Source organism: Alkalihalobacillus deserti (assembly GCF_020734105.1).
Taxonomy (GTDB): Bacteria; Bacillota; Bacilli; order Bacillales; family Bacillaceae_D; genus Halalkalibacter; species Halalkalibacter deserti.
In genome coordinates, this window is record NZ_JAJAFR010000017.1 from 1 (window position 1) to 26,169 (window position 26,169).

Genomic DNA, 26,169 nt, shown 5'->3' on the forward strand with positions numbered 1-26,169 from the left:
GTGTTCCTCCACATATCTACGCATTTCACCGCTACACGTGGAATTCCACTCTCCTCTTCTGTACTCAAGTCTCCCAGTTTCCAATGACCCTCCCCGGTTGAGCCGGGGGCTTTCACATCAGACTTAAAAGACCGCCTGCGCGCGCTTTACGCCCAATAATTCCGGACAACGCTTGCCACCTACGTATTACCGCGGCTGCTGGCACGTAGTTAGCCGTGGCTTTCTGGTTAGGTACCGTCAAGGTGCCGCCCTATTTGAACGGCACTTGTTCTTCCCTAACAACAGAGCTTTACGAACCGAAATCCTTCATCACTCACGCGGCGTTGCTCCGTCAGACTTTCGTCCATTGCGGAAGATTCCCTACTGCTGCCTCCCGTAGGAGTCTGGGCCGTGTCTCAGTCCCAGTGTGGCCGATCACCCTCTCAGGTCGGCTACGCATCGTCGCCTTGGTAAGCCATTACCTTACCAACTAGCTAATGCGCCGCGGGCCCATCCCGTAGTGATAGCCGGAGCCATCTTTTATTCTAAAACCATGAGATTTTAGAAATTATCCGGTATTAGCACCGATTTCTCGATGTTATCCCGATCTACAGGGCAGGTTGCCCACGTGTTACTCACCCGTCCGCCGCTAACGTCATAAGAGCAAGCTCTTAATCAGTCCGCTCGACTTGCATGTATTAGGCACGCCGCCAGCGTTCGTCCTGAGCCAGGATCAAACTCTCCATAAAAGTGCTTGATTTGTGCTCAAACTGTATCGCTAACGATACGTTGTGATTTTACTAAATCACTTAAAATTGACGAGAAAATTATGTTTTCTCTTTTCGCTTGGCTTTTGTTCAGTTTTCAAAGAACTATCGTATCGCTCGTTGGCGACTTTCATAATATATCACACCGACCAATTACTTGTCAACACCTGTTAACAACTATTGTTTTGGCGACAAGAAATAATATAACACATAAAATAATCATAAGTCAACACTTCATCTAAAATTAAAAGGCAACACATACTCATTGTGTGTTGCGCCGATTCAAAAGATACTTCATTGTTTCCTTTGGTGATACAAATCGTTTATAGATTTTAAAAATAATTTGATATTTTTCTTCCATTGCTCGCTTCACTACTTCATCAATACGGGGATCAGACATATCTAAAAGTAATTCTTCCATTTCTCTTTTTAGCATATACTCTACTTCTTGAACTTCCTTTTCGTTTAAAATAACCCCTAACACGACTACCACCTCGACTATTGTGACTAAACAACTAAACGATATCGACAACCGCAACATTCAAACTTTTAAAATTACACTTTAGATCATTAAATTATTTTCTATTTGTTCCAATTTTATTCATATCTTCATCCTTTTCACCATAGATTGGTCATAACAATGGACAAGGAGGGTAAGAAAATGAAATTCTTTTGGATCTTTCATGCTAAACGAATTAAGCAATTATCACTTATAATCGTTGCTGCTTTCTTTACAGCTGGTTTGCTTTATGTAGAACGCTCACAAATAGCCGTATTTTCTACCTCGGATGGACCACAAGCTTTCTATAAAGCTGAAACTGATGATAAACAAATAGCCTTAACTTTTAACATCAGTTGGGGGGAAAACCGCATCGGCCCGATTTTAGACATTCTAGACCAAAAAGAAGTAGATCATGCAACCTTTTTTATATCAGCCTCTTGGGCAGAGCGTTATCCTGATCTAGTTCAAGAAATCAAAGATAGAGGCCATAGCATTGGTAGTCACGGTTATCAGTATAAAGATTATACGAGCTTGGACAACGAGAAAGTTAGAAAAGATATTAATCAGAGTAGTCAAGTCTTAGCCGAATTAACAGGTGAACGTCCTATTTTATTAAGGCCTCCAAACGGTTCTTTCAATAAGAATGTTCTACAAGTTGCAGATTCACAGGGGTTCTCTGTCGTTCATTGGAGCGTTAACTCAAAAGACTATCAAAACCCAGGGGTAGATTCCATTGTTGAAGAGGTTGTTCCCTCCACTGATTCTGGTGATATTCTATTGTTCCACGCTTCGGATTCTGTTAAACAGACTCATAAGGCACTCCCTATCATCATTGATCAACTTCGCGGAAAAGGTTTTACTTTTACAACCGTTGAAGATTTAATGGCTAGTACAAAGGCTAAAAACGAAGAAATTAAATAAATGAGGTTTGTTTGTTCTCAAGTCTAGAAATAATAACACTATAGAGCATTGGCATAAAAGATCAAAACCTTCCGCAAAAATTGCGGAAGGTTTTGGTTATTTTGTTTGAGTTAATCGATGTAAGATTAAGACCTGCCATGTATTCGCTGTAATTAAAGGTGTGAGATAGAGCCATAGCCACTTTGGATCATTAACAGTAAGTGCCGGTACCCACTCAATTACCGTAATCACAACGATAAAGAATAGAGAAGGAATAAACGCACCTTGGTTTGTATCCTTTGCCTTTAAATAAGCAACTAATAAACCGTAAAACAATAGTATAATCGGCATCACTAGGTAATGAATAATCGTTTCATTCGGTTGTGCAAAAGCTATATAGCGAAAATAAATTAAATCAAAAACAACAAAAGCAATAATAATAACTTGTACATAATTCCACAATTTTTGTGATTTAAATAAACCTAAACCAAATCGATGAACTGTTAAGTAAGCAAAGAAACCCATCTGACTAATTAAACTGAAAGCAGCACAAATGCCTAAGAGCCAGATCAAACCAAAAAACGTATTAAGAAACGTTCCCTCAGTATATACATGATAATCTAAAATAAATCCAACAATCGCACCACTTATACTCCCAACTAAAAGCGTGGTAAAAAATAATTTAACGACTTTCCGACTGTTCACAGGCCAATCCTCCAATATCCCATTCTGCTTTCATGATTGTATCAATGTCCTGTAAAAATTGCTAGCCTTCACCTTATCGAGATGTATAAAACCTAACGAAATATCTCAAATTAATGACAAAATGATCGAAAGGAGCTTATACAGCATGAAAAAAATCACTTTTGTATTTATATTTACTTTGCTCCTCACTCTTGTTGCTAGTTGTGCTCAAGCTGAAGGTGGTAATGGAGCCACTCCCGATTATGAGAGCACAAAAAAGATGATGGTTGATATGCTTAAAACAGATGATGGCAAGAAGGCGATTCAAGAAATTATGGGAGATGAAGAGCTCCAGAAAGAAATCGTAATGGACAATGCTTTCGTCAAAAAGACAATTCAACAGACACTTACATCAGAAGAAGGTAGAAAATTCTGGCAAGAGGTGATGAAAGATCCTGAATTCGCTAAAACATTTGCCGAGAGTATGCAAACAGAAAATGAAAAAATGTTAAAAGGCTTAATGAAAGACCCTGAATATCAAGCAATGATGATCACTATTCTCAAAGATCCAGAAATGGAAAAAGCCCTTCTCGAAACCTTGAAATCAAAAGAATATCGCCAGCAGGTGATGACAATTATGACCGAAGCTTTTGAAAGTCCATTTTTCACAGCTAAAGTAAACGAGATCCTGACTAAGGTTGCCCAACAACAAATGGAGAAACAAGAACAAGGATCTGGCGGTGGCGGAGAAGGTGGCGGAGAAGGCGGCGGAGAAGGTGGCGGTAAATAGAAGTCTTCTTAGAGCCTTCTAGAATCTTCAGTATAAAGCGAAGAGGATGACAACAAAGGTCAAAAAATCACCTATGCGTCATCCTCTTTTATATTAGCTTGTCTTTTCAATTACTCGTTTAGCAATTTGAGCGTATATGTCACCAATAGGATGGTCTGCCGCATAGATAGAAGGGGCAAAGTCATCTTTGTTTATATCAGGTTGTCCGAGCGGAATTTTCCCTAATAAGTCCGTTTTTAACTCTTCAGTCAAGCGCTCTCCTCCACCTGTACCAAAGACATATTCTTTCTCGTTTGTTACACGACTTTCAAAATACGCCATATTTTCCACTACTCCAAGGATTTCATGATGCGCTTTAATGGCCATTGTCCCTGCACGTGCTGCTACAAATGCTGCTGTAGCATGCGGTGTTGTCACAAGAATTTCTTTAGAGTGAGGAAGCATTGTATGAAGATCTAATGCTACATCTCCCGTTCCAGGAGGTAAGTCTAATACTAAATAGTCCAGGTCTCCCCATTCTACTTCGGTAAAAAATTGATTTAGCATTTTTCCAAGCATGGGTCCTCTCCAAATGACAGGTGCATTGTCTTCTACAAAAAAGCCCATAGAGATTACTTTTACGCCAAAACGCTCAACAGGATAAATACGATCGGCGATCACTTTCGGCCTTTCTTCAATTCCCATCATATCTGGAACACTAAACCCATAAATATCAGCGTCGATAATCCCAACTTTTTTTCCTAGTCGCGCAAGAGTCGTCGCTAGGTTCACTGACACAGTAGACTTCCCGACTCCACCTTTCCCACTTGTTACCGCAATAAAGGTTGTTTTACTATTAGGAGCTAGGATTGATGGACCCTGAAATGCCGGTTCATCAACACCGCCGAGCTTTGAAATTTCTTCAGTCGTTAACTCTTCAAATCGAAGTCCGACTGAATTCGCCCCTTCTCCTTTAACCACATTTACAATTTCTTGTTGAACTTCCATTTGCTCAGGGGTTCCTGTTTTTGCTAAGGCAATTTTCAAACTAACATTTCCATCTTTTACCTTAACCTCGCGGACTCCCCCTGTTTCCACTATGCTTTTATTTAAGTCTCGGTCCTTAACACGCTTTAAGGCTTCGAGCACTATAGCTTCAGTAACCAACACGGACACACCTTCCTTTATTCCAGTTATATGCCTATTATAGCACAAGAAACTAGTCGAGCGTGAATCCGCTTGCACTTATTATTCAGGGACTTTTTCATCTGTATAATAACGTAAAATTCCTTGGTAAATGGCTGCTGCTACTTTTTGTTGATACTTTTCTGTTTGTAACAATTCCGCTTCTGTCGGATTCGACAAAAATCCTGCTTCTATTAACACACCTGGAATATTTGCGTTTTTCAACAAAAATAAATTATGAATTGGTTTTGCCTGTCTGGTTGTATTTTCAAGATTACGCCTTACTTCATCCTGAACAAATCTCGCCAATTCTTCATTTTCTGGCATCGCTCTGTTGTAAAACGTTTGCGCCCCACTCCATTTAGGAGAGGGAATCGCATTTAGATGAAGACTAACAAATAAATCAGCATCGGAATCATTAACAATCTCTACCCGACGCCTTAGATCTTCATTTTTGCGTTGTCGCACTTTTCTTGTATCTGCATTTGCCAAATCATGGTCATCCTCTCTTGTCATTAAAACAAGAGCACCCGCTTCCTGCAAATAATCTCTTAACTGTTCACTAATAAGCAAAGTAACCTCTTTCTCAAGAATCCCACTTTTTGACAAAGCCCCACCATCAATTCCACCATGGCCAGGGTCTACTACTATCACCTTACCTGATAAAGGAAGATTCCACGTTGTCCACGAATCATTGCTAACAAATTGATATTGGATGATAAATAATAAAACGACGACACCTAAAGCAAACGCGCCACCCTTTATCCATTTAATTAAACTCACTGCCATCCCTCCTCGTCCACTCTTCTATATATATTGGGACAAGAGGAAGAATATGAAGTGAATTTATAAGATTGTATTAGAAAAACGGCGCTAGCCATCTTTTTTTATAAGTAATGAGTGAAACGGCTACTTTCTTTTAAGTCAAACGACAAGTGGATTTCTTTTCTAGTCGAATCAATTCAGCTAGCTTATGGAGTCATTACCAAGCAGGCTTATACTTCATTGAAACTCAAGCTTTTTTCTTCATCTGAAAAGGTGATATACCCTTTCGAACAACCTTAGGTACAAAGCCATTTACCATATTTATACAAAACCAATTAATAATTATTAATGCAACCTTAAACGATATCGTTTCTCTCCCTCTTTAAAACCTTTCATCCACCAATGCTCAACAAATGCTTCCGTCGATATTTGGAGAGAGCCCAGTAAATAGTCAGAATCCATTAACCACCCTTGGAGCAGGTTAAATATACAATGCATAATTTCAGTTAAGTCATCGTCGCATCTTTCCTTTACTTGCTTTTCCGATTCACCTAAATAACCGAACTTCCCGTATTCCGCTCCTAGTAAAAAAGCATCAATAGCCATATCCATACATGGATCTAATAAAAAAGGATGGGAGAGAAAGTGAAACGGAACGACTGGTTTGAAATGCTCTTCAACGTTTGCTTTGAGATCTTTTAATGATAAGTTTTTCAAAACATTACGTTCAAACTTCCATTGCTTCTCTCGGCGTTTGTCAGATAGCACTGTCACATTCATTAACTTCCCCTCCATTCATTTGTTTTCTATTCTTTTAGTATGACGAACTCCAATTACAACATGCAGTGGAAAAGCTGTCGATATTGTCCAGTAAATTGAGATTGAATAATAATTTATTCTTTGAGGAAGTTACTTTACAGGAAAAAATTATCGCGGAGATCTTTTAAAGTGAATTTTTCATTGATAAATTCAACCACTTATCTATTTGTAGAATATTTATAATTATAAATGGAAAATTGACTGAACATTTTAAAAAAATTGTATTAAAATTTCAAAATTTTGGATCGGTAGCTGCATAAGGTTTTCCAGATAGAAAAGGGAGGAACATCACCAAACTTAAAAATTAACACCAAACTAAGAATGGAGAAGATATTTATCAATCTTCAAATGAAGTGCTTGGCATGACATCGGAGGTGGTAAATTGATGGAAGCGATAGACCACATCGTGCAAGAATCCGTACAAAAAGTCAAAGGCTTAGATGCACAGTCACAGGAAATTTCCAAATTAGTTTCAGTAATTAAAGATATTGCAGAACAAACAAATCTTTTAGCTTAAAACGCAGCGATTGAAGCAGCTCGTGCAGGAGAACATGGCAAAGGGTTTGCTGTCGTAGCAGACGAAGTACGAAAACTTTCAGAACAAGTTGGTGTGTCGGTTACGGATATCACAGGAATTGAAAATGCCGTCAAAGAAATGGTTGAGAAAATTCAATCTGTTACAAATCATTTATCTAGTATGTCTGCGAGCAGTCAAGAAATGAGTGCTTCTGGCACCGCATCACCATTCATAACTACGGCACATACAAGGTTCCCTCCTGTTTAAAGCAGAAGCAAGTATAAAAAAGGACAAACGGTTTACTTTGACATTCAAATGAGTATGAACATCACCCACACGTTAGAGTTACCATAAAAGAGCAGACAGCAGGCAAGTTAAAAGTACATTGAGCTATGGTTTTTGTCAAAATATATTCTCGTATTCAAAATCAAATTTCAAGCACAAAAAAAGACCCCTAAACCAAAAGGTTCGAGAGTCTTTGAAACGTATAGATTAACGTTTTGAGAACTGAGGTGCACGACGTGCTGCTTTAAGACCGTATTTCTTACGCTCTTTCATACGAGCATCACGAGTTAAGAAGCCAGCGCTCTTTAATGAAGGACGGTTGTCAGGATCTACTTTAAGTAGAGCACGAGCAACACCATGACGGATAGCACCCGCTTGTCCTGTGTAACCACCACCATCAACATTTACGTGAACGTCATATTGACCTTCAACACCTGTTTCAACAAGTGGTTGTTTTACGATAAGTTTTAAAGTTTCAAGACCAAAATATTCATCTAATTCGCGACCGTTGATAACGATACGGCCGTCACCCGGCATTAGGCGTACGCGAGCAGTAGAATGCTTACGACGACCTGTACCATAATATTGTACTTGTGCCAAAATAATACCCTCCTATCGATTAACCACGAAGTGTGTAAACTTCTGGTTTTTGAGCTTGATGTTTGTGTTCGCTTCCTGCATATACATGAAGTTTCATACCTTGAGCGCGTCCAAGCGTGTTCTTTGGAAGCATTCCTTTGATTGCAAGCTCAAGCATACGCTCAGGCTTGTTAGCACGCATGTCTCCAGCTTTAGTCATTTTTAAACCACCTGGATGATTTGTGTGACGGTAGTAGATCTTGTCATTTAATTTGTTACCCGTTAAGTGAATTTTCTCAGCATTGATGATGATAACGAAATCACCTGTGTCAATGTGAGGAGTAAAAGTTGGCTTTTGTTTACCACGTAGGATTGAAGCTACTTCTGAAGCTAAACGACCAAGCGTTTGACCTTCAGCGTCGACTACAAACCATTTACGCTCAACTTCGTTAGGCTTTGCCATATATGTTGTACGCATGAATTTCCCTCCGTATTTTAGAAAATCTATCAATTTTTTTAAAACCAGTGTCTATTGTAACATTCCGAACCCGGGGCTAGTGGGTTTTGGAATTACCATCTAACATCATATAATATTGGAAACCCAATGTCAACAACTTGTTACACTAGGAGTCGTTGTCATATACATTTTTTTATAATAAGCCATTTTTTCAATAATTTCCAGTGAAGATAGACGTTTCATACGTGACCTTCCATAGAAATAATCCGTTTCCAGGAGCAGTTTTTCCTGCTAATGTTCGATCTTGAGCTTGAAGAATCATTGACATTTCAGACGGTTCCCATTTTCCGACTCCAACCTCTAGCAATGTACCGACAATTATACGGACCATATTATACAAAAATCCGTTCCCTACTAATCGGAAAACAAGCTCATCTTGCTCAATCTCAATTGAAATTTCATATACGGTTCTTACTTTGTCTTTAACGTCTGTATTGGACGCACAGAATGAGCTGAAATCATACGTCCCAATTAACAAGGAAGCCGCTTCCTTAATTTTTTCAAAATCAAAAGGGTATGGGAAATGAAACGTTGTATTCCTTCTCCAAACATCTGGTTGTTTACTAAGTAAAACTCGGTAATGATATTCTTTCTTTACTGCCTGATACCTGGAGTGGAAATCATCTGACACAAAAGCAGCTTCAATGATTCGTACATCGTCTGGCAAGCAGGCATTCATCGCTTTTGGCCACTTGTCTAGTGGAATCAGAAGAGGAGTGTCAAAGTGAAGAACTTGTCCTCTTGCATGCACACGAGTATCGGTTCTCCCTGATGAATGAACACGAATGGCCTTCCCTTTATGAAGAGTTGCTAGTGCTGCCTCTATCTCTCGTTGAACCGTTCGTTTCCCTGGCTGAACTTGATAACCGGAAAAAAGAGTCCCTTCATACATCACCCATAATGCCACACGTTTCAATTTTACCACTCCCTAGACCCAAATATATCTCATTGCTCCAATCATAGCACCAAACGCTATACAGACGATTATAACAAGGGTGTCTTGTCCTTTCCAAACCAAAAGGCGATATTTTGAGCGGCCTTCTCCACCACGGTAGCCTCTTGCTTCCATGGCCAATGCCAAATCCTCAGCCCTTTTAAACGCACTAATAAATAATGGAATAAGTAAGGGCAATAACGCTTTAACCCTTTTCCCCCAAGGTCCAGATGTAAAATCAACACCGCGAGCCATTTGTGCTTTCATGATCTTCTCTGTTTCCTGTAGCAGAGTAGGAATAAAACGTAAGGCAATCGACATCATTAAAGCTAATTCATGTGCAGGTAAACCTACCTTTTTTAACGGGGTAAATAGATTCTCTAGTCCATCGGTTAAATCAATCGGCTTTGTCGTTAATGTCACAAGGGAAGTAAGCATGACGATTGTAATAAAGCGTACCGCTATAAAAACACCTTGTTTTAACCCTTCTTCATAAACCGATAGGATACCAAGACTAAATAAAACATTCCCTTCCCTTGTCATAAATAGATGTAGAATCAGCGTAAAGAGAACAAGCCACAAAATTGGCTTTAGACCTTTGTAGAGAAACGAAAGAGGAACTTTTGATAAAATAACCATCAAAATTGTAAAAAGAATAACAAGACCGTTAGCATACCAATTATTCGCTAAGAAAATAACAAAAACCAGTAAAAAGACACTGATCAGCTTAGAGCGTGGATCTAAACGATGCAGGAATGAGGCCCCCGTAACATATTGTCCAATAATTACATTTTGTAACATAGGCCTACTCCTCCTTTGCTCGCAAAAGCTCTGCTATAAATGCTGAGGTCCCTTCAACATCAAATCGGTTAGGAACCGAAGCTAAATGAAACTTCTCTTTTACCCCCTGTAAGAAACGAACCGTATTAGGAAGACCAAGGCCCAATTCCTCGAGCCTTTTCGCTTCTTTAAAAATCAAGTCTCTGCCGCCAAACATTTCGATCTTTCCCTTGTGCATAACAATGATTTGATCGGCATATTTGGCCGCATCTTCCATATGGTGAGTAACTAAGATTGTTGTTGTGTTATGTTCTTTATGATAATTTGAAAATAACTCCATCATCTGGTTTCTTCCCTCAGGGTCAAGACCAGCAGCAGGTTCATCAAGCACAAGCACAGACGGCCGACTTGCTAACACACCAGCAATGGCCACCCTTCTCATCTGCCCACCACTTAAATGAAAAGGAGATTTAGCTAAAAAGCTAGTATCTAAACCGACTACCTTTATTAACTCTTGGGCTCGTTTCGTGGCATGTTCCTTTGATAGCCCAAAATTAACAGGACCAAAACAAATATCTTTTTCTACGGTTTCTTCAAACAACTGATGTTCAGGATATTGAAAAACATGTCCCACTTTTCTACGTAAGTTTAACAAGTCTATTTTCTTTTCTCCTGCTTTTATCGTAAAAGGACCAACTTGCACAGTTCCAGAGGTTGGCTTTAGCAAACCATTGATATGTTGAACTAATGTAGACTTTCCTGAGCCTGTGTGGCCGATAATCGCAGTAAAAGAGCCTGATCGAATCTTCATGTTCACGTCTTCAAGGGCGATTTTTTCAAAGGGAGTCTTAGGCATATAACAATGGTCTACTTCGCTGAATACGATATCCATAATTCCGAGATCAGCTCCTCTTCCGTTAAACATACATTCTCAAGTCTAATTCCCTTATCACGAAGCTCATTTTGCAATTGGACCGAAAAAGGAAGCGTTAATCCTACCTGCCTTAATAGGTCTGGGGCTTGGAATACATCAATAGGGTGTGCATCTTTAATTATACGCCCCTTATCAAATATGATCACGCGGTCGGCAAGTACGGCCTCGTCCATATCATGAGTAATAGAAATAATCGTAATACCACGTTGGTGAAGCCTCTTTAACGTATCTAGTACTTCTTTACGGCCGACTGGATCTAGCATAGAGGTCGATTCATCAAAAATCAAAACTTCTGGTTCCATTGCCATTACCCCAGCAATAGCCACTCTTTGCTTTTGACCACCTGATAAGCGGTAAGGCTCTGCATCTAGTAAATGGCTAATTCCAATTAAATGAGCGTATCGATCAATTCGAACTTGCATCACGTCACGCGTAAGACCTAAATTTTCTAAGCCAAAAGCAAGATCATCTCGTACTGTCGTCGCGACAAACTGATGATCAGGATTTTGAAAAACCATTCCAACAGTTTTTCGAATGTTCCATATTTCCTTTTCATCAGTAGTGGACAATCCATTAATTATCACGGCTCCACTTGTTGGGGGTAATAGTCCATTGAGCAGGCGACCAAATGTTGACTTTCCTGAGCCGTTACGGCCTAAAACAGCAATCCATTCTTTAGCTGAAATAGTGAGACTTAAATTTTCTATAGCCGACTGACCACCTTCGTCATATTGAAATGTAACGTCCTGAAGTTGAATCAGAGTAGACACATAATCCCCCCTCAAACAAGCAATTTATTTAATTCTAGCATTTATACGCAAAGATTATACCTTAAACATTTGACAGCCAAATGTAAGTCTAAATGAGCAGCCAAAGGAGTGAGAAACTTCACTCGATTCTCCTTTTTCAGAAAACGCAACTTATAATACACTCAATAATCTAATTATAAAGTACTGATAAAGTTCAAATTATCTATGCGGTGTTCTACTCAACTATGATTCATGTATCAACAATGGCTTTACCACACTATTCCGCCAAAGTTGACAAATAACAGCGATCGTTTTTAAGCAAAATCAACGTTGCTTAAAAAAAGGCAAACAAAAAAGGGCCCAGAAACAGAGCATACGTGCTCAGATCTGATTTGCCCTTTGTCGCCTCATCTATTCACTCAACGAACAAATTGATTATACGAGTTCAATAATAACCATTGGAGCACCGTCATCACGACGAGGTCCAATTTTAAGAATACGTGTATAACCACCTTGACGTTCTTCATAACGAGTTGCAATATCAGAGAATAATTTTTGGATAGCGTCTTGACCAGACTCCGTATCAGCAACTTCTCTACGAATGAAAGCAGCAGCTTGACGACGTGCATGTAAATCTCCACGCTTACCAAGAGTAATCATTTTCTCAACGATTGAGCGAAGCTCTTTCGCTTTTGCTTCAGTCGTTTGGATGCGCTCATTGATAATAAGATCAGTAGCTAAATCACGGAATAAAGCCTTACGACCAGAACTATCACGACCTAATTTTGCGTATGCCATGTTGTTTCCCTCCTTTGTTACCTGCTCAGTTAAAACGAGCAAAGACTATTATAAACGATTAAGATAGATTGCCTACCTATTCTTCTTTACGAAGACCTAGACCAAGCTCCCCAAGTTTCTCTTGAACTTCTTCAAGTGATTTACGACCAAGGTTACGAACTTTCATCATGTCTTCTTCAGACTTATGAGTTAGTTCCTGAACCGTGTTGATCCCAGCTCGCTTCAAGCAATTGTAAGAACGAACAGATAGATCTAGTTCCTCAATTGTCATTTCAAGAACTTTTTCTTTCTGATCTTCTTCTTTTTCAACCATTATCTCAGCGTGTTGAGCTTGATCAGTCATTCCAACAAAGATATTTAAGTGCTCTGTTAAGATCTTCGCACCTAAAGAAACAGCTTCTTCAGGACGAATGCTTCCATCAGTCCAGACATCAAGAGTTAGTTTGTCATAGTTAGTTACTTGACCGACGCGTGTATTCTCAACTTGATAATTTACTCGTGAAACCGGTGTGTAAATAGAATCGATAGGAATAACCCCAATTGGTTGTTCATCGTTCTTATTACCCTCAGCAAGGATATAACCACGACCTCGCTTAGCTACTAAACGCATATGTAAATGCGCACCAGCAGCAAGCGTAGCAATATGAAGATCTGGATTCAGTACTTCAACATCACTATCATGCGTTAAATCATTTGCTGTTACAACTCCTTCACCTTGAATATCAATCTCAAGGGTCTTCTCTTCATCTGAATAGATTTTAAGAGCAAGCTTTTTTAAGTTCAAAATAATTGTTGTTACATCTTCAACTACACCTTCGATGGTTGAGAATTCATGTAAAACCGAATCAATTTGAACAGAAGTTACAGCAGCGCCAGGCAAAGAGGAAAGAAGAATACGACGTAGGGAGTTTCCTAAAGTTGTACCATATCCACGCTCTAATGGTTCAACGATAAATTTTCCATACTTTGCGTCTTCACTTACTTCAACCGCTTCAATATTTGGCTTCTCAATTTCAATCATTAAACAAACCCTCCTTCAAAACGTCGAACTCCGGTAGACTGCAAGGATTGCCTAACCGGATAACCAGTAGGCAATTCCTAAGCTTACACCATTTTGCCAACAGGACTGTTATCGCTCTATCCATTATTGACAAATTAGGGAAATCTATACAATGATTGATTCCGTTATACTCTACGACGTTTTGGCGGGCGACAACCGTTGTGAGGAACTGGAGTAACATCTTTAATCATGTTCACTTCAAGCCCAACAGCTTGTAAAGAACGGATCGCCGCTTCACGACCTGCACCTGGTCCTTTAACTGAAACCTCAACAGTTTTCATGCCATGATCCATTGAAGCTTTACCAGCTTGCTCTGCAGCCATTTGAGCAGCAAATGGAGTTGATTTACGAGAACCCTTGAAACCTAATCCACCAGCACTTGCCCAAGAAATTGTATTACCATGCGTATCTGTAATTGTCACAATCGTATTGTTGAACGTAGAACGAATGTGAGCAATCCCAGATTCAACATTTTTACGTTGGCGACGCTTTGGACGAGTATTCGTTTTCTTAGCCATTTTTTATGCGACCTCCTTTACTACTTTTTCTTATTTGCTACAGTACGACGAGGACCTTTACGCGTACGTGCATTGTTTTTAGAATTTTGTCCACGAACAGGTAATCCACGACGGTGGCGAACACCACGATATGAACCAATTTCAATAAGACGTTTAATGTTAAGTGAAACTTCACGACGAAGGTCACCCTCTACTCTGTACCCTTCAACCGCTTCACGAATACGTCCTAATTCTTCTTCAGTAAGATCACGAACACGTGTATTTTCAGATACACCTGCTTTCGCTAGAATTTCAGACGACTTAGTTTTGCCGATTCCAAAGACATACGTTAGTGAAATAACTACGCGTTTATCACGTGGAATATCGACGCCTGCGATACGTGCCATGTGCAGAACCTCCTTATTTATTAACCTTGTTTTTGCTTATGCTTAGGGTTTTCACAAATAACCATTACCGTTCCCTTACGACGGATAACTTTACACTTTTCACAAATAGGCTTGACTGATGGTCTTACCTTCATTTTTTTTACCTCCTATATGGTACGGAGTGCACTGATTAGCAATGTAATCAGATTAAAGCAAAACAACAGTATATTATTTTGCTAGTCGCTCTCGCAACGTATTATTTGTATCGATATGTGATTCGTCCACGTGTTAGATCATAAGGCGAAAGTTCTACTGTCACCTTATCACCAGGGAGAATTCGAATGAAATGCATACGAATCTTTCCAGAAACGTGGGCAAGAATCTTATGACCATTTTCTAGTTCAACGCGAAACATTGCATTAGGAAGCGGCTCAATAACCGTACCTTCCACCTCAATAACATCTTCTTTAGCCACAGGTTCACTCTCCTTCCTTCAGTAAATCAGACCGTTGCTCTAAAAAATTCGTTAGCGCATAACGTAATTTTCCATTAGTAACACGTCCTGTTTCTATAAAGCTGCCCTTAACTTCATCAGCAATGTAATCAATTAATTCTAGGTGATAAATATTCTTTTTCTTCGCGCGGTCAACTTTACGCTTATCGCCATCAGCAATCCTTACAAAACGTTCGTCAATCAGATCAATAATAATTCCATAATCACCTTGATCTCGACCTTTTGTAACCATCACGATTTGACCAATCTCCGGAGTTTGACCAGAGTCTTGCATAGAGATCATCACCTACAATTAAGCTTTTGTTAAGATTTCATAACCTGATTCCGTAATAGCAATCGTATGCTCAAAGTGTGCACAATTCTTTCCATCGACTGTGACAACAGTCCAGTCATCAGAAAGAGTACGTACATAGCGCGTGCCAGCATTAATCATTGGTTCAATCGCAAGTACCATACCCGGTTTAAGTCTAGGACCTTTTCCTGGGGGACCGTAGTGAGGAATTTGAGGATCCTCATGCAAGTCTTGCCCAACGCCATGTCCAACATACTCCCTGACGATTGAAAAACCAAATGGCTCTGCATAAGATTGAATAGCATGTGAAATATCTGATAAGCGATTACCAGGTCTAGCAAACTCCAATCCTTTAAAAAGAGAAGCTTCTGTCACATCAAGTAACTCTTGATCTTTTTCAGAAATGTTGCCAACTGCATATGTCCATGCTGAATCTCCATGATAACCATTGTAAAAAGCACCAATATCAATACTAATGACATCGCCATCTTTAAGCACTCGCTTCCCAGGAATTCCGTGCACTAATTCCTCATTTACCGAAGCACAGACGCTACCTGTAAACCCATTATAACCTTTGAAAGATGGAGTTGCATCGTGTGAGCGAATCAACTTTTCTGCAATCACATCTAATTCTTTTGTCGATATACCAGGTTGAATATGTTCTTTTAACGCTTGATGCGTTAAAGCAACAATTTTACCCGCTTCTCGCATGATGTCTAGTTCTCGTTCAGTCTTACATATGATCATGCACGAAGTCCTTTCAAAAGCTGGTCGATATCTTCGAAAACTTTATTAATATCTTGATCACCATTGATTTCACGTAAATAGCCTTTCTCAGTGTAGAAATCTACAAGAGGTTGCGCTTGTGCCTGGTTTACTTCAAGACGTTTTTTAACTGTTGCAGGTTTGTCATCATCGCGTTGGATTAACTCACTTCCATCAACGTCACATACACCTTCTGTTTTAGGAGGATTAAAAATGACATGATACGTTTTCCCAGACGTAGGTGAAACCCTGCGACCTGTAAGTCGATCTAATAGAAGACTTTCAGGAACCTCAACGTTCAGAACATAATCAATTTTGCGCTCCATTGAACTTAAAAGATCCTCTAATGCTTCTGCTTGAGCAACTGTACGAGGAAAACCATCAAGTAAAAAACCGCTCTGACAATCCTCTTTCGTTAATCGTTCACGAACAATACCAATAGTCACTTCATCAGGAACAAGTTCACCAGCATCCATAAAGGACTTTGCTTTTAAACCAAGATCTGTTTGACCTTTTATTGCGGCTCGAAACATATCGCCAGTTGAAATGTGAGGAATGTTATATTCTTCAACAATTCTTTCTGCTTGTGTACCTTTACCAGCCCCAGGTAAACCCATTAAAATTAAATTCATTTCAATCTCCCCCCATCGCTCCGATTTAACAACAGAAGGCGAACGGGAAAGATAACCTTCCCAGATCCCCTTATTACTTAATAAAGCCTTTATAAGATCGTTTTATTAGTTGACTTTCGATTTGCTTCATCGTGTCTAATGCTACACCAACCACAATCAATAATCCAGTACCTCCAATTTGTACTGCAGGAGGTAAATCCATGAGACGTGTAAAGAATACTGGGATAATAGCAACTGTAGCTAGGAAGAGTGCACCAACAAACGTTAAGCGATATAAAATGCGTGTTAAGTAAGTCTGTGTTGTCTTACCGGGCCGAATGCCTGGGATGTATCCACCTTGTTTTTTAAGGTTGTCAGCCATTTTTTCCGGATTAACTTGAATAAACGTATAAAAGTACGTAAACCCAATGATTAATAATGTATACACGATCATACCGATTGGCTGTGTATAATCAAATACTCTTGTAACCCATGCCGCAATTTCGTTTCCTGTCCCAAAAAAGCCAGCAACAACTGGTGGGAACATAAAAAGAGAAAGTGCAAAAATAACAGGGATAACACCAGCAGCATTCACTTTTAAAGGTAAATGCGTGGACTGTCCACCTACTGGACTACGTCCCACTAGACGCTTCGCATATTGAACCGGTACTTTTCTTAGGGCTTGTTGAACAAAAATGACAACAACAATAATAGCCAAAACAGCAAGGGCCATAAGAAGAACTGTCACGATACTTAAGAACAGTTGATCTCCAGCACCTTCAATCTGTTGTACATAGATTTGGTTAACTCCATTAGGAATCCCAGCAGCAATACCACCAAAGATAATAATAGAAATACCGTTACCTACACCTTTAGCTGTTATTTGCTCACCTAACCACATAAGAAAGGCAGTACCAGCCGTTAATACTAAAGCAATAAACAAATAAGTTGTAACGCTTGGATTCGGAATTAGACCAGGGAAAAGTGAGTTAAACCCAATTGACATCCCTAATGCTTGAACAAATCCTAATACAATCGTTCCGTAACGGGTAAACTGAGCTAATTTACGTCGACCAGCTTCCCCCTCTTTTGCCCATTCAGCAAACTTAGGTACAACATCCATTTGTAACAACTGAACCACAATGGAAGCAGTGATATATGGCATAATACCCATGGCAAAAATTGAAAAGTTCCCTAATGCTCCACCACCAAACGTATTTAAAAACCCAAATGCATTCGCTTGATCGTGAAAATTAAGAACATCCTTGTTCGCGCCTGGAACAGGAATAAAACTTCCAATACGAAAGACAATGAGCATAAGTAGGGTGAAAATCACCTTTTGGCGTAAATCACCCACTCGAATAATGTTGGAGATCGTCCGGAACATTAAATCACCTCAGTTTTTCCGCCAGCAGCTTCGATAGCTTCTACTGCAGATGCTGAGAACTTATGTGCTTTAACAGTTAATTTATTTTCAAGTTTACCGTTACCAAGGATCTTAATTCCGTATTTAACGTTTTTCACAGTTCCTGTTTCGATAAGAAGTTCAGGAGTAACCTCGGTACCCGCTTCAAAGCGGTTTAACGTATCAAGGTTTACTACTGTAAACTCTTTGCGAGTAGGATTTGTAAATCCACGTTTTGGTAAACGACGATATAAAGGATTTTGACCACCCTCAAATCCAGGACGTACACCACCGCCAGAACGTGAGTTTTGACCTTTATGTCCTCTTCCCGCTGTTTTACCGTTACCAGAACCAATACCGCGACCTACACGGTTACGTTCTTTACGTGATCCTTCTGCAGGCTTCAACTCATGAAGTTTCATGTTGACACCTCCTCGTTATTATAGATAAGCAATTAAGCTTCGATTTCTTTAACAGTTAAAAGGTGAGATACCTTATTTACCATACCGCGAATCGCAGCGTTATCTTGTTGAACAACCGTTTGATGCATTTTACGTAAACCAAGAGTGTTCACAGTAACGCGTTGGTCTTCCGGACGCCCGATAAGACTACGAGTGAGGGTAATTTCTAATTTCTTAGCCATTTATTTTCCCTCCTTAACCTAACAGTTCTTCCACGGATTTGCCGCGAAGTTTAGCAACCTCTTCAGCACGTTTTAAACCTTGTAGTCCTTGCATAGTTGCACGAACCATATTGATTGGGTTATTTGAACCAAGAGATTTTGAAAGAATATCACCGATACCTGCTAATTCAAGTACGGCACGTACTGGTCCACCAGCGATGATTCCAGTACCTTCTGAAGCATTTTTTAGAAAGACGCGTCCAGCACCAAAATGTCCAACAATCTCATGAGGGATTGTTGTACCAACAACTGGTACTTCAATAAGGTTCTTCTTTGCATCTTCTATAGCCTTGCGAATCGCTTCTGGAACTTCTTGAGCTTTACCCATACCGAATCCAACATGACCATTTTTATCGCCAACTACAACTAATGCAGCAAAGCGGAAACGACGCCCACCTTTAACTACTTTAGCAACACGATTAACAGCTACTACTTTTTCTTCAAGTTCCAACGTATTAGGGTCAATACGACGCATTCGTTTTCCCTCCTTTTTCTTTAGAATTGCAATCCAGCCTCGCGGGCTGCATCTGCAAGTGTTGCTACACGTCCGTGATATAAATAACCACCACGGTCAAACACAACTACTTTATGTCCATTCTCAATCGCACGTTTTGCTACGAGTTCACCTACAAGTTTAGCCGCATCTACTTTCGATGCATCTGCAACTACCTCTGAGTCAAGTGTAGAAGCAGAAGCAAGTGTAACACCATTTACATCATCAATTAATTGAGCGTAAATATGTTTAGATGAACGGAAAACATTGAGGCGAGGACGTTCAGGTGTACCTGTAATCGCACGTCGAACATGTGCATGTCTTTTCTTACGAGCTACGTTTTTATTACGCTTCGTAATCATTGAACGTCATTCCTTTCCGTAAGTTAATGATTATTTACCTGTCTTACCTTCTTTACGACGAACAAATTCGCCTTCATAACGAATCCCTTTACCCTTGTAAGGTTCAGGTAAACGTACAGAACGAATGTTAGATGCAACAGCACCAACGCGCTCTTTATCAATACCTTTTACAATAACCTTCGTGTTAGAAGGAACATCGATCTCAATTCCTTGTTCAGGAGTGATTTCAACTGGGTGAGAGTAACCAACGTTAAGTACAAGCTTTTGACCTGACTTAGTAGCACGGTAACCGACACCGATAAGCTCAAGACCACGCTCATAACCTTTTGTTACACCTTCAACCATGTTATTGATCAAACTACGTGTTGTACCGTGAAGCGCACGGTGCAACTTGTTGTCAGAAGGACGTTCAACTGTAACTAGGTTTTCCTCAATAACAATTTTCATATCCTCATGAAGGTTACGCTTAAGCTCACCTTTAGGACCTTTAACAGTCATTAAAGTGCCATCTAGAGTGATTGTTACTCCACTTGGTACTTCAACTGGTTTTTTACCAATACGAGACATTCTTGTACACCTCCGTTCATTTCAAGGATTATATTACCAAACGTATGCTAATACTTCGCCACCAACTTGTTGTTGACGTGCATCCTTGTCTGTCATTAAACCATTTGATGTTGAAACTAATGCGATTCCAAGTCCACCTAAAACACGAGGAAGTTCGCCAGCTTTTGCATAAACACGTAGTCCAGGCTTACTAATACGCTTAAGACCTGTGATTACACGCTCATTTGTTGAACCGTATTTCAAGAAGATACGAATAACACCTTGTTTGTTATCTTCAATGTATTCGAAATCACGAATAAAACCTTCACGCTTAAGAATATCAGCAATTTCCTTCTTCACTTTTGAAGCAGGTAATTCTAACTTCTCGTGGCGAACTGTGTTTGCATTACGAATACGAGTAAGCATATCTGCAATTGGATCTGTCATGACCATAATTATTTACCTCCTTCCCGTTCTTGGGATTACCAACTAGCTTTTTTCACACCAGGAATTTGTCCTTTATGAGCAAGTTCTCTGAAGCAAATTCTGCAAAGTTTAAACTTACGCAAAACTGAATGAGGACGACCGCAACGCTCACAGCGAGTATACTCTTGCACTTTATACTTTTGTGTGCGCTTTTGCTTTGCAATCATTGATTTTTTCGCCAATGTTTTCCCTCCTCTTCGAAACGACTTCGATTATTTTTGAAATGGCATTCCCATTTGAGTTAAAAGTTCACGAGCTTCTTCATCCGTGTTAGCAGTTGTTACTAGAACAATATCCATTCCACGAACTTTATCTACTTTATCGTAATCAACCTCAGGGAAAATTAATTGCTCTTTTACACCTAATGTGTAGTTTCCGCGACCATCAAAAGCTTTTTTTGAAATCCCACGGAAGTCACGTACACGAGGAAGTGACACGCTAATTAATTTATCAAGAAAATCATACATACGCTCACCACGAAGTGTTACCTTCGCGCCAATTGGCATACCTTCACGCAATTTGAAACCAGCGATAGATTTCTTTGCTTTTGTTACTAATGGCTTTTGTCCAGTGATTTCAGCTAACTCTTCAACAGCTTTATCAAGTGCTTTAGCATTAGAAACTGCATCACCAACACCCATATTTACAACAATCTTTTCAAGCTTAGGAACAGCCATAACAGATGAATAGTTGAATTTCTCTACTAGGCTAGGAACGATTTCACTTGAATACTTTTCTTTTAGACGACTCATACGATTGACCTCCTTTCACACACTGACTACTTATCTAAAGATTCGCCAGACTTCTTAGCAATACGTACCTTTTTACCGTTCTCTACTTTATAACCTACACGTGTAGGTTCGCCAGACTTAGGGTCGATAGGCATAACGTTGGAAGAATGAATAGGTGCTTCTAGATTCAAGATTCCACCTTGTGGATTATCTTGAGAAGGTTTAGCATGTTTTTTCACAATGTTAATTCCTTCAACAAGTACACGGTTCTTCTTCGGGAACGCCTCAAGGATTACACCTTGTTTCCCTTTGTCTTTTCCAGAGATGACCTTTACTGTGTCACCTTTTTTGACATGCATATTTGCCATGTTCGCACCTCCTTGACAGGGCCTTTCAATTATCTTTTATTAAAGAACTTCTGGAGCAAGTGATACAATCTTCATGAATTGATTTTCACGAAGTTCACGTGCTACTGGTCCAAAAATACGTGTTCCACGTGGGCTTTTGTCATCACGAATGATAACTGCAGCATTCTCATCAAATTTAATGTAAGAACCATCATTACGACGAGCACCGCTCTTAGTACGTACGATAACAGCTCTGACAACGTCACCTTTCTTGACAACGCCACCTGGTGTTGCTTGTTTTACCGAGCAAACAATTACATCACCAATGTTAGCCGTCTTACGACCAGAACCACCTAAAACTTTGATACATAGTACTTCACGAGCACCAGAGTTATCAGCAACTTTTAAACGGGATTCTTGTTGAATCATACAAACTTACCTCCCTTCAAACCAAGGATTCTATTAGATAATAACCGATTCTTCAATGATCTCAACTAAGCGGAAACGTTTGTCCTTAGAAAGTGGACGAGTCTCCATAACTTTAACGATATCGCCGATTTTAGCGCTATTGTTTTCATCATGTGCTTTGTACTTTTTAGAGTACTTAACGCGCTTGCCGTATAGACGATCTTTTTTATATGTTTCTACAAGGACAGCAATTGTCTTATCCATTTTATCAGAAACTACACGTCCTGTGTAAACCTTACGTTGGTTGCGTTCCATGTTTGCAAACCTCCTTTTTAGCCGTTGTTAATTCCAAGCTCACGTTCACGCAAAACTGTTTTCGCACGAGCAATTGCTTTACGAACTTCACGAATACGGGCTGGATTATCCAATTGACCAGTCGCTAGTTGAAAGCGAAGGTTAAACAATTCTTCTTTAAGTGATTTCGTCTTTTGCTCAATTTCAGCAGTGGTTAAGTTACGAATATCATTAGCTTTCATTTGCGTCACCACCCACTTCATCGCGTTTTACAAACTTACATTTAATCGGTAATTTATGAGAAGCTAAACGTAAAGCTTCACGAGCAACTTCTTCTGAAACACCAGCAATTTCAAACATAATCTTTCCAGGTTTGACAACAGCAACCCAACCTTCAGGTGCCCCTTTACCAGAACCCATTCGAACTTCTAATGGCTTAGCAGTGTAAGGTTTAGAAGGGAAAATCTTGATCCAAACTTTACCACCACGCTTCATGTAACGAGTCATTGCAATACGAGCAGATTCAATTTGACGGTTTGTGATCCAAGATGCTTCTAAAGCTTGAAGACCAAATTCACCGAAATGAACTTCAGTACCACCTTTTGCACGACCACGCATCTTTCCACGGTGTTCGCGGCGGTATTTAACACGTTTTGGCATTAACATAATTAGTTGCCTCCTTCCTCTTTTTTCGTTCCTTTCGTTGGAAGGACTTCACCACGATAAATCCAAATTTTTATACCTAATTTACCGTATGTTGTATCTGCTTCAGCTGTACCGTAATCAATATCAGCACGAAGAGTGTGAAGTGGAACAGTTCCTTCATTATAATGTTCAGAACGAGCGATATCAGCACCACCAAGACGACCAGATACTTGAGTTTTAATCCCCTTAGCACCTGCACGCATTGTACGTTGGATTGCTTGCTTCATTGCACGACGGAACGAAATACGATTTTCTAATTGACGAGCGATATTTTCAGCAACAAGCTTAGCATCCATATCAGCATACTTGATTTCAGAGATATTGATGTGAACTCGTTTGCCTGTTAATTCATTCAATGCTTTACGTAGTGCTTCAACTTCTGAACCACCTTTACCGATTACCATTCCTGGCTTAGCGGTAGAAACCGTAACATTGACACGGTTAGCAGCACGTTCGATCTCAACTTTAGAGACAGAAGCGTCTTTTAAACGTTTTTCAATATACTCACGAATTTTAATATCTTCGTGTAAAAGATTAGCATAATCTTTATCAGCGTACCATTTTGAATCCCAATCACGGATAACTCCTACTCGAAGTCCAGTTGGATTAATCTTTTGACCCACGCTTATCCCTCCTTCTTCTCAGTTACAACTAATGTAATATGGCTAGTACGTTTGTTGATACGGCTAGCACGTCCCATTGCACGTGGACGGAAACGTTTTAACGTTACACCCTCATCGACAAACACCTCACTAATTACAAGGTTGTTAGGCTCCATTTCATAGTTATGTTCAGCGTTCGCGATTGCAGAATTTAAAAGCTTTTCTACAACAGGTGAAGCAGCTTTAGGTGTATGGCGTAAAATTGCGATAGCCTCACCAACTTGCTTCCCACGAATCAAATCAATAACCAAGCGAACTTTACGAGGAGCAATACGGATTTGTTTTGCTACTGCTTTAGCTTGCATAGGATTGACCTCCTCTCTTACTTACATATTAACGTCTTGTTTTCTTATCATCAGCGGCATGACCTTTATACGTACGAGTTGGTGCGAATTCACCAAGCTTGTGACCAACCATGTCCTCAGATACGTATACAGGCACGTGCTTACGGCCATCATAAACTGCGATAGTGTGACCGATGAACTCAGGAAAAATCGTTGAACGACGAGACCAAGTTTTGATAACTCTCTTATCTTCAGTTTCATTCATTACTTCAACTTTCTTCATAAGATGATCATCGACAAAAGGTCCCTTTTTCAAACTACGACCCATGAGAAAACCTCCCTTCGTGATTGGCTACGGTTCTAGTAGAACCGCAGTGCAACCCCGTTATTTTTTACGACGACGTACAATGTACTTATCTGATGCTTTGTTTTTCTTACGAGTTTTGTAACCAAGAGTTGGTTTACCCCATGGTGACATTGGTGATTTACGTCCGATAGGTGAACGACCTTCACCACCACCGTGTGGGTGATCATTCGGGTTCATTACAGATCCACGAACAGTTGGACGTTTGCCTAACCAACGTGAACGACCTGCTTTACCGATGTTAACTAATTCATGCTCAAGATTACCAACTTGACCGATTGTAGCACGGCAAGTAGCTAGAATGTAGCGAGTCTCACCAGAGTTCAAACGAACAAGAGCATAATCTCCTTCTTTACCAAGTAATTGAGCTTCTGTTCCAGCAGAACGAACTAACTGTCCACCTTTACCAGGTTTAAGTTCAACATTATGAATCACTGTACCAACAGGGATATTTTTAAGTGGTAACGCATTACCTACTTTGATATCAGCTGTTGCACCAGATTCGATCATCGTGTCAACTTTAAGTCCTTTTGGAGCAAGGATGTAACGTTTTTCACCATCAGCATAGTTGATTAGTGCGATGTTAGCAGAACGGTTTGGATCATATTCGATCGTAGCAACGCGGCCTGGAATACCATCTTTGTTACGTTTAAAATCAATTACACGGTATTGACGCTTATGCCCGCCACCTTGGTGACGTACAGTTAGCTTACCTTGGTTGTTACGTCCACCTTTTTTGTGTATAGGTGCTAGTAACGATTTTTCAGGCTTATCAGTTGTGATTTCCGCAAAATCAAGTACGGACATACCACGACGACCGGCACTGGTTGGTTTATACTTTTTAATCGCCATTTTCAGTTTCCTCCTTCTCTATTATTTTTTAAACACCTTCAAAGAACTCTAATTCTTTGCTCTCAGGTGATAATGTTACGATCGCTTTTTTACGACGAGCTGTATAACCCGTATAACGACCGAAACGCTTTGATTTTCCTTTATAATTAAGTGTGTTTACTTTATCAACTTTCACTTCAAAGATTTCTTCGATTGCATCTTTGATTTGAGTTTTATTAGCACGTACATCAACTTCGAATGTATATCTTTTATCACTCATTAGATCGGTTGAACGTTCAGTAATCACAGGGCGCTTAATGATATCACGAGCGTTTGACATTACGCAAGCACCTCCTCTACCTTTTGAACGGCGTCTTTCGTAATAACAAGCTTATCATGCTTAAGCACATCAAGTACGCTTACTCCCTCAGCTGTAACAAATGTTATGCCAGGTAAGTTGCGCGCAGAAAGAGCAACCGCATCGTTGTAATCAGCAGTTACTACTAACGCTTTGCGATCAACAGATAGGCCAGAAAGAACGGCAGCCATTTCTTTTGTCTTAGGTGTTTCAAATGATAAGTTGTCTAATACAACAATTTCTTCTGCTAATACTTTACTAGAAAGAGCAGATTTGATTGCTAAACGACGAACTTTCTTAGGTAACTTGTAGCTATAGCTACGAGGTGTTGGTCCGAATACGACACCACCACCAACCCATTGTGGCGAGCGGATCGATCCTTGACGAGCACGACCAGTTCCCTTTTGACGCCATGGCTTACGACCACCACCACGTACTTCAGAACGTCCTTTTGTTTTGTGTGTACCTTGACGAAGAGATGCTTGTTGCATAACTACTGCGTCATGAAGCACACTATTATTTGGTTCAATACCAAAGATAGAATCAGCTAATTCAATATCTCCAACTTGTGAACCAGTTTGGTTAAATAAAGCTACTTTCGGCATGATGTGTCCTCCTTTCTT

Annotated in this window: 43 protein-coding genes, 1 rRNA gene and 1 pseudogene; 4 read left to right on the forward strand and 41 right to left on the reverse strand. The window is 39.8% G+C overall.

Annotated elements, in window-relative coordinates:
* A 16S ribosomal RNA gene (locus LDX58_RS20260) occupies positions 1-728 on the reverse strand; the annotation flags it as partial.
* A 280-nt stretch (positions 729-1,008) separates the two neighbouring features.
* Positions 1,009-1,230, reverse strand: a complete 222-nt coding sequence (locus LDX58_RS20265) for a hypothetical protein (protein ID WP_227938849.1) — start codon at positions 1,228-1,230, stop codon at positions 1,009-1,011.
* Between the two features lie 177 nt (positions 1,231-1,407).
* On the opposite strand from LDX58_RS20265, the gene pdaB reads away from it, so the two are divergent.
* Positions 1,408-2,169, forward strand: coding sequence for a polysaccharide deacetylase family sporulation protein PdaB (pdaB, locus tag LDX58_RS20270; protein WP_227938850.1), 762 nt, complete (start codon positions 1,408-1,410; stop codon positions 2,167-2,169).
* A gap of 96 nt (positions 2,170-2,265) precedes the next feature.
* On the opposite strand, the gene LDX58_RS20275 is transcribed toward pdaB, so the two are convergent.
* The gene (locus LDX58_RS20275) at positions 2,266-2,853 is read right to left on the reverse strand and encodes a KinB-signaling pathway activation protein (protein WP_227938851.1); all 588 of its coding nucleotides are present in this window, start codon (positions 2,851-2,853) and stop codon (positions 2,266-2,268) included.
* A 145-nt stretch (positions 2,854-2,998) separates the two neighbouring features.
* On the opposite strand from LDX58_RS20275, the gene gerD reads away from it, so the two are divergent.
* A complete protein-coding gene (gerD, locus tag LDX58_RS20280) occupies positions 2,999-3,622 on the forward strand; it encodes a spore germination lipoprotein GerD (RefSeq protein ID WP_227938852.1) in 624 nt (207 codons plus the stop codon).
* Between the two features lie 93 nt (positions 3,623-3,715).
* On the opposite strand, the gene salA is transcribed toward gerD, so the two are convergent.
* The 3 genes from salA to LDX58_RS20295 all read right to left on the reverse strand — a co-directional run bounded on the left by salA (position 3,716) and on the right by LDX58_RS20295 (position 6,331).
* Positions 3,716-4,768: an iron-sulfur carrier protein/transcriptional regulator SalA gene (salA, locus tag LDX58_RS20285; protein ID WP_227938854.1), complete on the reverse strand. Its 1,053-nt coding sequence runs from the start codon at positions 4,766-4,768 to the stop codon at positions 3,716-3,718.
* An 81-nt stretch (positions 4,769-4,849) separates the two neighbouring features.
* Positions 4,850-5,569, reverse strand: a complete 720-nt coding sequence (cwlD, locus tag LDX58_RS20290) for an N-acetylmuramoyl-L-alanine amidase CwlD (protein WP_227938856.1) — start codon at positions 5,567-5,569, stop codon at positions 4,850-4,852.
* Positions 5,570-5,896: 327 nt separating this feature from the next.
* Entirely contained in the window at positions 5,897-6,331 is a 435-nt protein-coding gene (locus LDX58_RS20295) for a YbaK family protein (RefSeq protein ID WP_227938858.1), read from the reverse strand.
* 424 nt (positions 6,332-6,755) lie between these two features.
* Between LDX58_RS20295 and LDX58_RS26305 the strand changes: the two are divergent.
* Positions 6,756-6,972, forward strand: a pseudogene (locus LDX58_RS26305) (methyl-accepting chemotaxis protein); the annotation flags it as partial.
* Between the two features lie 8 nt (positions 6,973-6,980).
* The gene (locus tag LDX58_RS20305) at positions 6,981-7,154 is read left to right on the forward strand and encodes a hypothetical protein (protein ID WP_227938979.1); all 174 of its coding nucleotides are present in this window, start codon (positions 6,981-6,983) and stop codon (positions 7,152-7,154) included.
* 225 nt (positions 7,155-7,379) lie between these two features.
* Here LDX58_RS20305 and rpsI read toward each other — a convergent pair whose 3' ends face one another.
* From rpsI to rplD, 35 genes are all read right to left on the reverse strand, one after another.
* Positions 7,380-7,772, reverse strand: a complete 393-nt coding sequence (rpsI, locus tag LDX58_RS20310) for a 30S ribosomal protein S9 (RefSeq protein WP_227938860.1) — start codon at positions 7,770-7,772, stop codon at positions 7,380-7,382.
* Between the two features lie 19 nt (positions 7,773-7,791).
* Entirely contained in the window at positions 7,792-8,229 is a 438-nt protein-coding gene (gene rplM / locus LDX58_RS20315) for a 50S ribosomal protein L13 (protein ID WP_227938861.1), read from the reverse strand.
* A gap of 190 nt (positions 8,230-8,419) precedes the next feature.
* The gene (truA, locus tag LDX58_RS20320; protein WP_227938863.1) at positions 8,420-9,184 is read right to left on the reverse strand and encodes a tRNA pseudouridine(38-40) synthase TruA; all 765 of its coding nucleotides are present in this window, start codon (positions 9,182-9,184) and stop codon (positions 8,420-8,422) included.
* A 12-nt stretch (positions 9,185-9,196) separates the two neighbouring features.
* Positions 9,197-10,003 carry an energy-coupling factor transporter transmembrane component T family protein gene (locus tag LDX58_RS20325; protein WP_227938865.1) on the reverse strand — a complete coding sequence of 269 codons (807 nt, stop codon included), beginning with the start codon at positions 10,001-10,003 and terminating at the stop codon, positions 9,197-9,199.
* Positions 10,004-10,007: 4 nt separating this feature from the next.
* Positions 10,008-10,874 (reverse strand): energy-coupling factor ABC transporter ATP-binding protein, encoded by an 867-nt coding sequence (locus LDX58_RS20330; RefSeq protein ID WP_227938867.1) that lies wholly within the window; start codon positions 10,872-10,874, stop codon positions 10,008-10,010.
* Complete coding sequence (locus tag LDX58_RS20335) at positions 10,850-11,686, reverse strand: energy-coupling factor transporter ATPase (RefSeq protein ID WP_227938868.1); 837 nt, start codon at positions 11,684-11,686, stop codon at positions 10,850-10,852. Before LDX58_RS20335 ends, LDX58_RS20330 begins: the two co-directional genes overlap by 25 nt.
* A gap of 414 nt (positions 11,687-12,100) precedes the next feature.
* Positions 12,101-12,463, reverse strand: a complete 363-nt coding sequence (gene rplQ / locus LDX58_RS20340) for a 50S ribosomal protein L17 (protein ID WP_227938869.1) — start codon at positions 12,461-12,463, stop codon at positions 12,101-12,103.
* Positions 12,464-12,539: 76 nt separating this feature from the next.
* Complete coding sequence (locus tag LDX58_RS20345) at positions 12,540-13,484, reverse strand: DNA-directed RNA polymerase subunit alpha (RefSeq protein WP_227938870.1); 945 nt, start codon at positions 13,482-13,484, stop codon at positions 12,540-12,542.
* A 164-nt stretch (positions 13,485-13,648) separates the two neighbouring features.
* A complete protein-coding gene (rpsK, locus tag LDX58_RS20350) occupies positions 13,649-14,041 on the reverse strand; it encodes a 30S ribosomal protein S11 (RefSeq protein ID WP_227938871.1) in 393 nt (130 codons plus the stop codon).
* A gap of 20 nt (positions 14,042-14,061) precedes the next feature.
* On the reverse strand, positions 14,062-14,427 hold the full coding sequence (rpsM, locus tag LDX58_RS20355) for a 30S ribosomal protein S13 (protein WP_227938873.1): 366 nt from the start codon (positions 14,425-14,427) through the stop codon (positions 14,062-14,064).
* A gap of 20 nt (positions 14,428-14,447) precedes the next feature.
* Entirely contained in the window at positions 14,448-14,561 is a 114-nt protein-coding gene (rpmJ, locus tag LDX58_RS20360; protein ID WP_003322638.1) for a 50S ribosomal protein L36, read from the reverse strand.
* Between the two features lie 101 nt (positions 14,562-14,662).
* Positions 14,663-14,881, reverse strand: a complete 219-nt coding sequence (gene infA / locus LDX58_RS20365) for a translation initiation factor IF-1 (RefSeq protein ID WP_010896341.1) — start codon at positions 14,879-14,881, stop codon at positions 14,663-14,665.
* A gap of 4 nt (positions 14,882-14,885) precedes the next feature.
* Positions 14,886-15,194, reverse strand: coding sequence for a KOW domain-containing RNA-binding protein (locus tag LDX58_RS20370; RefSeq protein WP_227938875.1), 309 nt, complete (start codon positions 15,192-15,194; stop codon positions 14,886-14,888).
* 18 nt (positions 15,195-15,212) lie between these two features.
* The gene (map, locus tag LDX58_RS20375; protein ID WP_227938877.1) at positions 15,213-15,959 is read right to left on the reverse strand and encodes a type I methionyl aminopeptidase; all 747 of its coding nucleotides are present in this window, start codon (positions 15,957-15,959) and stop codon (positions 15,213-15,215) included.
* Positions 15,956-16,609 (reverse strand): adenylate kinase, encoded by a 654-nt coding sequence (locus tag LDX58_RS20380; protein ID WP_227938879.1) that lies wholly within the window; start codon positions 16,607-16,609, stop codon positions 15,956-15,958. Before LDX58_RS20380 ends, map begins: the two co-directional genes overlap by 4 nt.
* 73 nt (positions 16,610-16,682) lie before the next feature.
* Positions 16,683-17,975 carry a preprotein translocase subunit SecY gene (secY, locus tag LDX58_RS20385; protein WP_227938881.1) on the reverse strand — a complete coding sequence of 431 codons (1,293 nt, stop codon included), beginning with the start codon at positions 17,973-17,975 and terminating at the stop codon, positions 16,683-16,685.
* Positions 17,975-18,415: a 50S ribosomal protein L15 gene (rplO, locus tag LDX58_RS20390; protein ID WP_227938883.1), complete on the reverse strand. Its 441-nt coding sequence runs from the start codon at positions 18,413-18,415 to the stop codon at positions 17,975-17,977. Before rplO ends, secY begins: the two co-directional genes overlap by 1 nt.
* Before the next feature lie 32 nt (positions 18,416-18,447).
* Positions 18,448-18,636 carry a 50S ribosomal protein L30 gene (rpmD, locus tag LDX58_RS20395; protein WP_034631470.1) on the reverse strand — a complete coding sequence of 63 codons (189 nt, stop codon included), beginning with the start codon at positions 18,634-18,636 and terminating at the stop codon, positions 18,448-18,450.
* 13 nt (positions 18,637-18,649) lie between these two features.
* Positions 18,650-19,150 carry a 30S ribosomal protein S5 gene (gene rpsE / locus LDX58_RS20400; protein WP_227938885.1) on the reverse strand — a complete coding sequence of 167 codons (501 nt, stop codon included), beginning with the start codon at positions 19,148-19,150 and terminating at the stop codon, positions 18,650-18,652.
* Positions 19,151-19,170: 20 nt separating this feature from the next.
* Positions 19,171-19,530 (reverse strand): 50S ribosomal protein L18, encoded by a 360-nt coding sequence (gene rplR / locus LDX58_RS20405; protein ID WP_227938887.1) that lies wholly within the window; start codon positions 19,528-19,530, stop codon positions 19,171-19,173.
* A gap of 30 nt (positions 19,531-19,560) precedes the next feature.
* Positions 19,561-20,097, reverse strand: coding sequence for a 50S ribosomal protein L6 (rplF, locus tag LDX58_RS20410; RefSeq protein WP_227938889.1), 537 nt, complete (start codon positions 20,095-20,097; stop codon positions 19,561-19,563).
* Positions 20,098-20,130: 33 nt separating this feature from the next.
* Complete coding sequence (gene rpsH / locus LDX58_RS20415) at positions 20,131-20,529, reverse strand: 30S ribosomal protein S8 (RefSeq protein WP_227938891.1); 399 nt, start codon at positions 20,527-20,529, stop codon at positions 20,131-20,133.
* A gap of 29 nt (positions 20,530-20,558) precedes the next feature.
* Positions 20,559-20,744: a type Z 30S ribosomal protein S14 gene (locus tag LDX58_RS20420; RefSeq protein ID WP_012957149.1), complete on the reverse strand. Its 186-nt coding sequence runs from the start codon at positions 20,742-20,744 to the stop codon at positions 20,559-20,561.
* 30 nt (positions 20,745-20,774) lie between these two features.
* Positions 20,775-21,314: a 50S ribosomal protein L5 gene (rplE, locus tag LDX58_RS20425; RefSeq protein ID WP_227938893.1), complete on the reverse strand. Its 540-nt coding sequence runs from the start codon at positions 21,312-21,314 to the stop codon at positions 20,775-20,777.
* A 26-nt stretch (positions 21,315-21,340) separates the two neighbouring features.
* The gene (gene rplX, locus LDX58_RS20430; protein ID WP_227938977.1) at positions 21,341-21,652 is read right to left on the reverse strand and encodes a 50S ribosomal protein L24; all 312 of its coding nucleotides are present in this window, start codon (positions 21,650-21,652) and stop codon (positions 21,341-21,343) included.
* Positions 21,653-21,700: 48 nt separating this feature from the next.
* Positions 21,701-22,069, reverse strand: coding sequence for a 50S ribosomal protein L14 (gene rplN, locus LDX58_RS20435; RefSeq protein ID WP_034631482.1), 369 nt, complete (start codon positions 22,067-22,069; stop codon positions 21,701-21,703).
* Positions 22,070-22,102: 33 nt separating this feature from the next.
* A complete protein-coding gene (gene rpsQ, locus LDX58_RS20440) occupies positions 22,103-22,363 on the reverse strand; it encodes a 30S ribosomal protein S17 (RefSeq protein WP_227938895.1) in 261 nt (86 codons plus the stop codon).
* Positions 22,364-22,380: 17 nt separating this feature from the next.
* Positions 22,381-22,584 carry a 50S ribosomal protein L29 gene (gene rpmC / locus LDX58_RS20445; RefSeq protein ID WP_003322618.1) on the reverse strand — a complete coding sequence of 68 codons (204 nt, stop codon included), beginning with the start codon at positions 22,582-22,584 and terminating at the stop codon, positions 22,381-22,383.
* Complete coding sequence (gene rplP, locus LDX58_RS20450) at positions 22,574-23,008, reverse strand: 50S ribosomal protein L16 (protein ID WP_227938896.1); 435 nt, start codon at positions 23,006-23,008, stop codon at positions 22,574-22,576. Before rplP ends, rpmC begins: the two co-directional genes overlap by 11 nt.
* Positions 23,009-23,010: 2 nt before the next feature.
* A complete protein-coding gene (gene rpsC, locus LDX58_RS20455; RefSeq protein WP_227938897.1) occupies positions 23,011-23,670 on the reverse strand; it encodes a 30S ribosomal protein S3 in 660 nt (219 codons plus the stop codon).
* Between the two features lie 2 nt (positions 23,671-23,672).
* The gene (gene rplV, locus LDX58_RS20460; protein WP_227938898.1) at positions 23,673-24,014 is read right to left on the reverse strand and encodes a 50S ribosomal protein L22; all 342 of its coding nucleotides are present in this window, start codon (positions 24,012-24,014) and stop codon (positions 23,673-23,675) included.
* A 28-nt stretch (positions 24,015-24,042) separates the two neighbouring features.
* Positions 24,043-24,321: a 30S ribosomal protein S19 gene (rpsS, locus tag LDX58_RS20465; protein ID WP_144451548.1), complete on the reverse strand. Its 279-nt coding sequence runs from the start codon at positions 24,319-24,321 to the stop codon at positions 24,043-24,045.
* Between the two features lie 57 nt (positions 24,322-24,378).
* The gene (gene rplB, locus LDX58_RS20470) at positions 24,379-25,209 is read right to left on the reverse strand and encodes a 50S ribosomal protein L2 (RefSeq protein WP_227938899.1); all 831 of its coding nucleotides are present in this window, start codon (positions 25,207-25,209) and stop codon (positions 24,379-24,381) included.
* Positions 25,210-25,237: 28 nt separating this feature from the next.
* Positions 25,238-25,528 carry a 50S ribosomal protein L23 gene (gene rplW / locus LDX58_RS20475; protein WP_227938901.1) on the reverse strand — a complete coding sequence of 97 codons (291 nt, stop codon included), beginning with the start codon at positions 25,526-25,528 and terminating at the stop codon, positions 25,238-25,240.
* Positions 25,528-26,151 carry a 50S ribosomal protein L4 gene (gene rplD, locus LDX58_RS20480; RefSeq protein ID WP_227938902.1) on the reverse strand — a complete coding sequence of 208 codons (624 nt, stop codon included), beginning with the start codon at positions 26,149-26,151 and terminating at the stop codon, positions 25,528-25,530. Before rplD ends, rplW begins: the two co-directional genes overlap by 1 nt.
* Between the last annotated feature and the right edge of the window lie 18 nt (positions 26,152-26,169).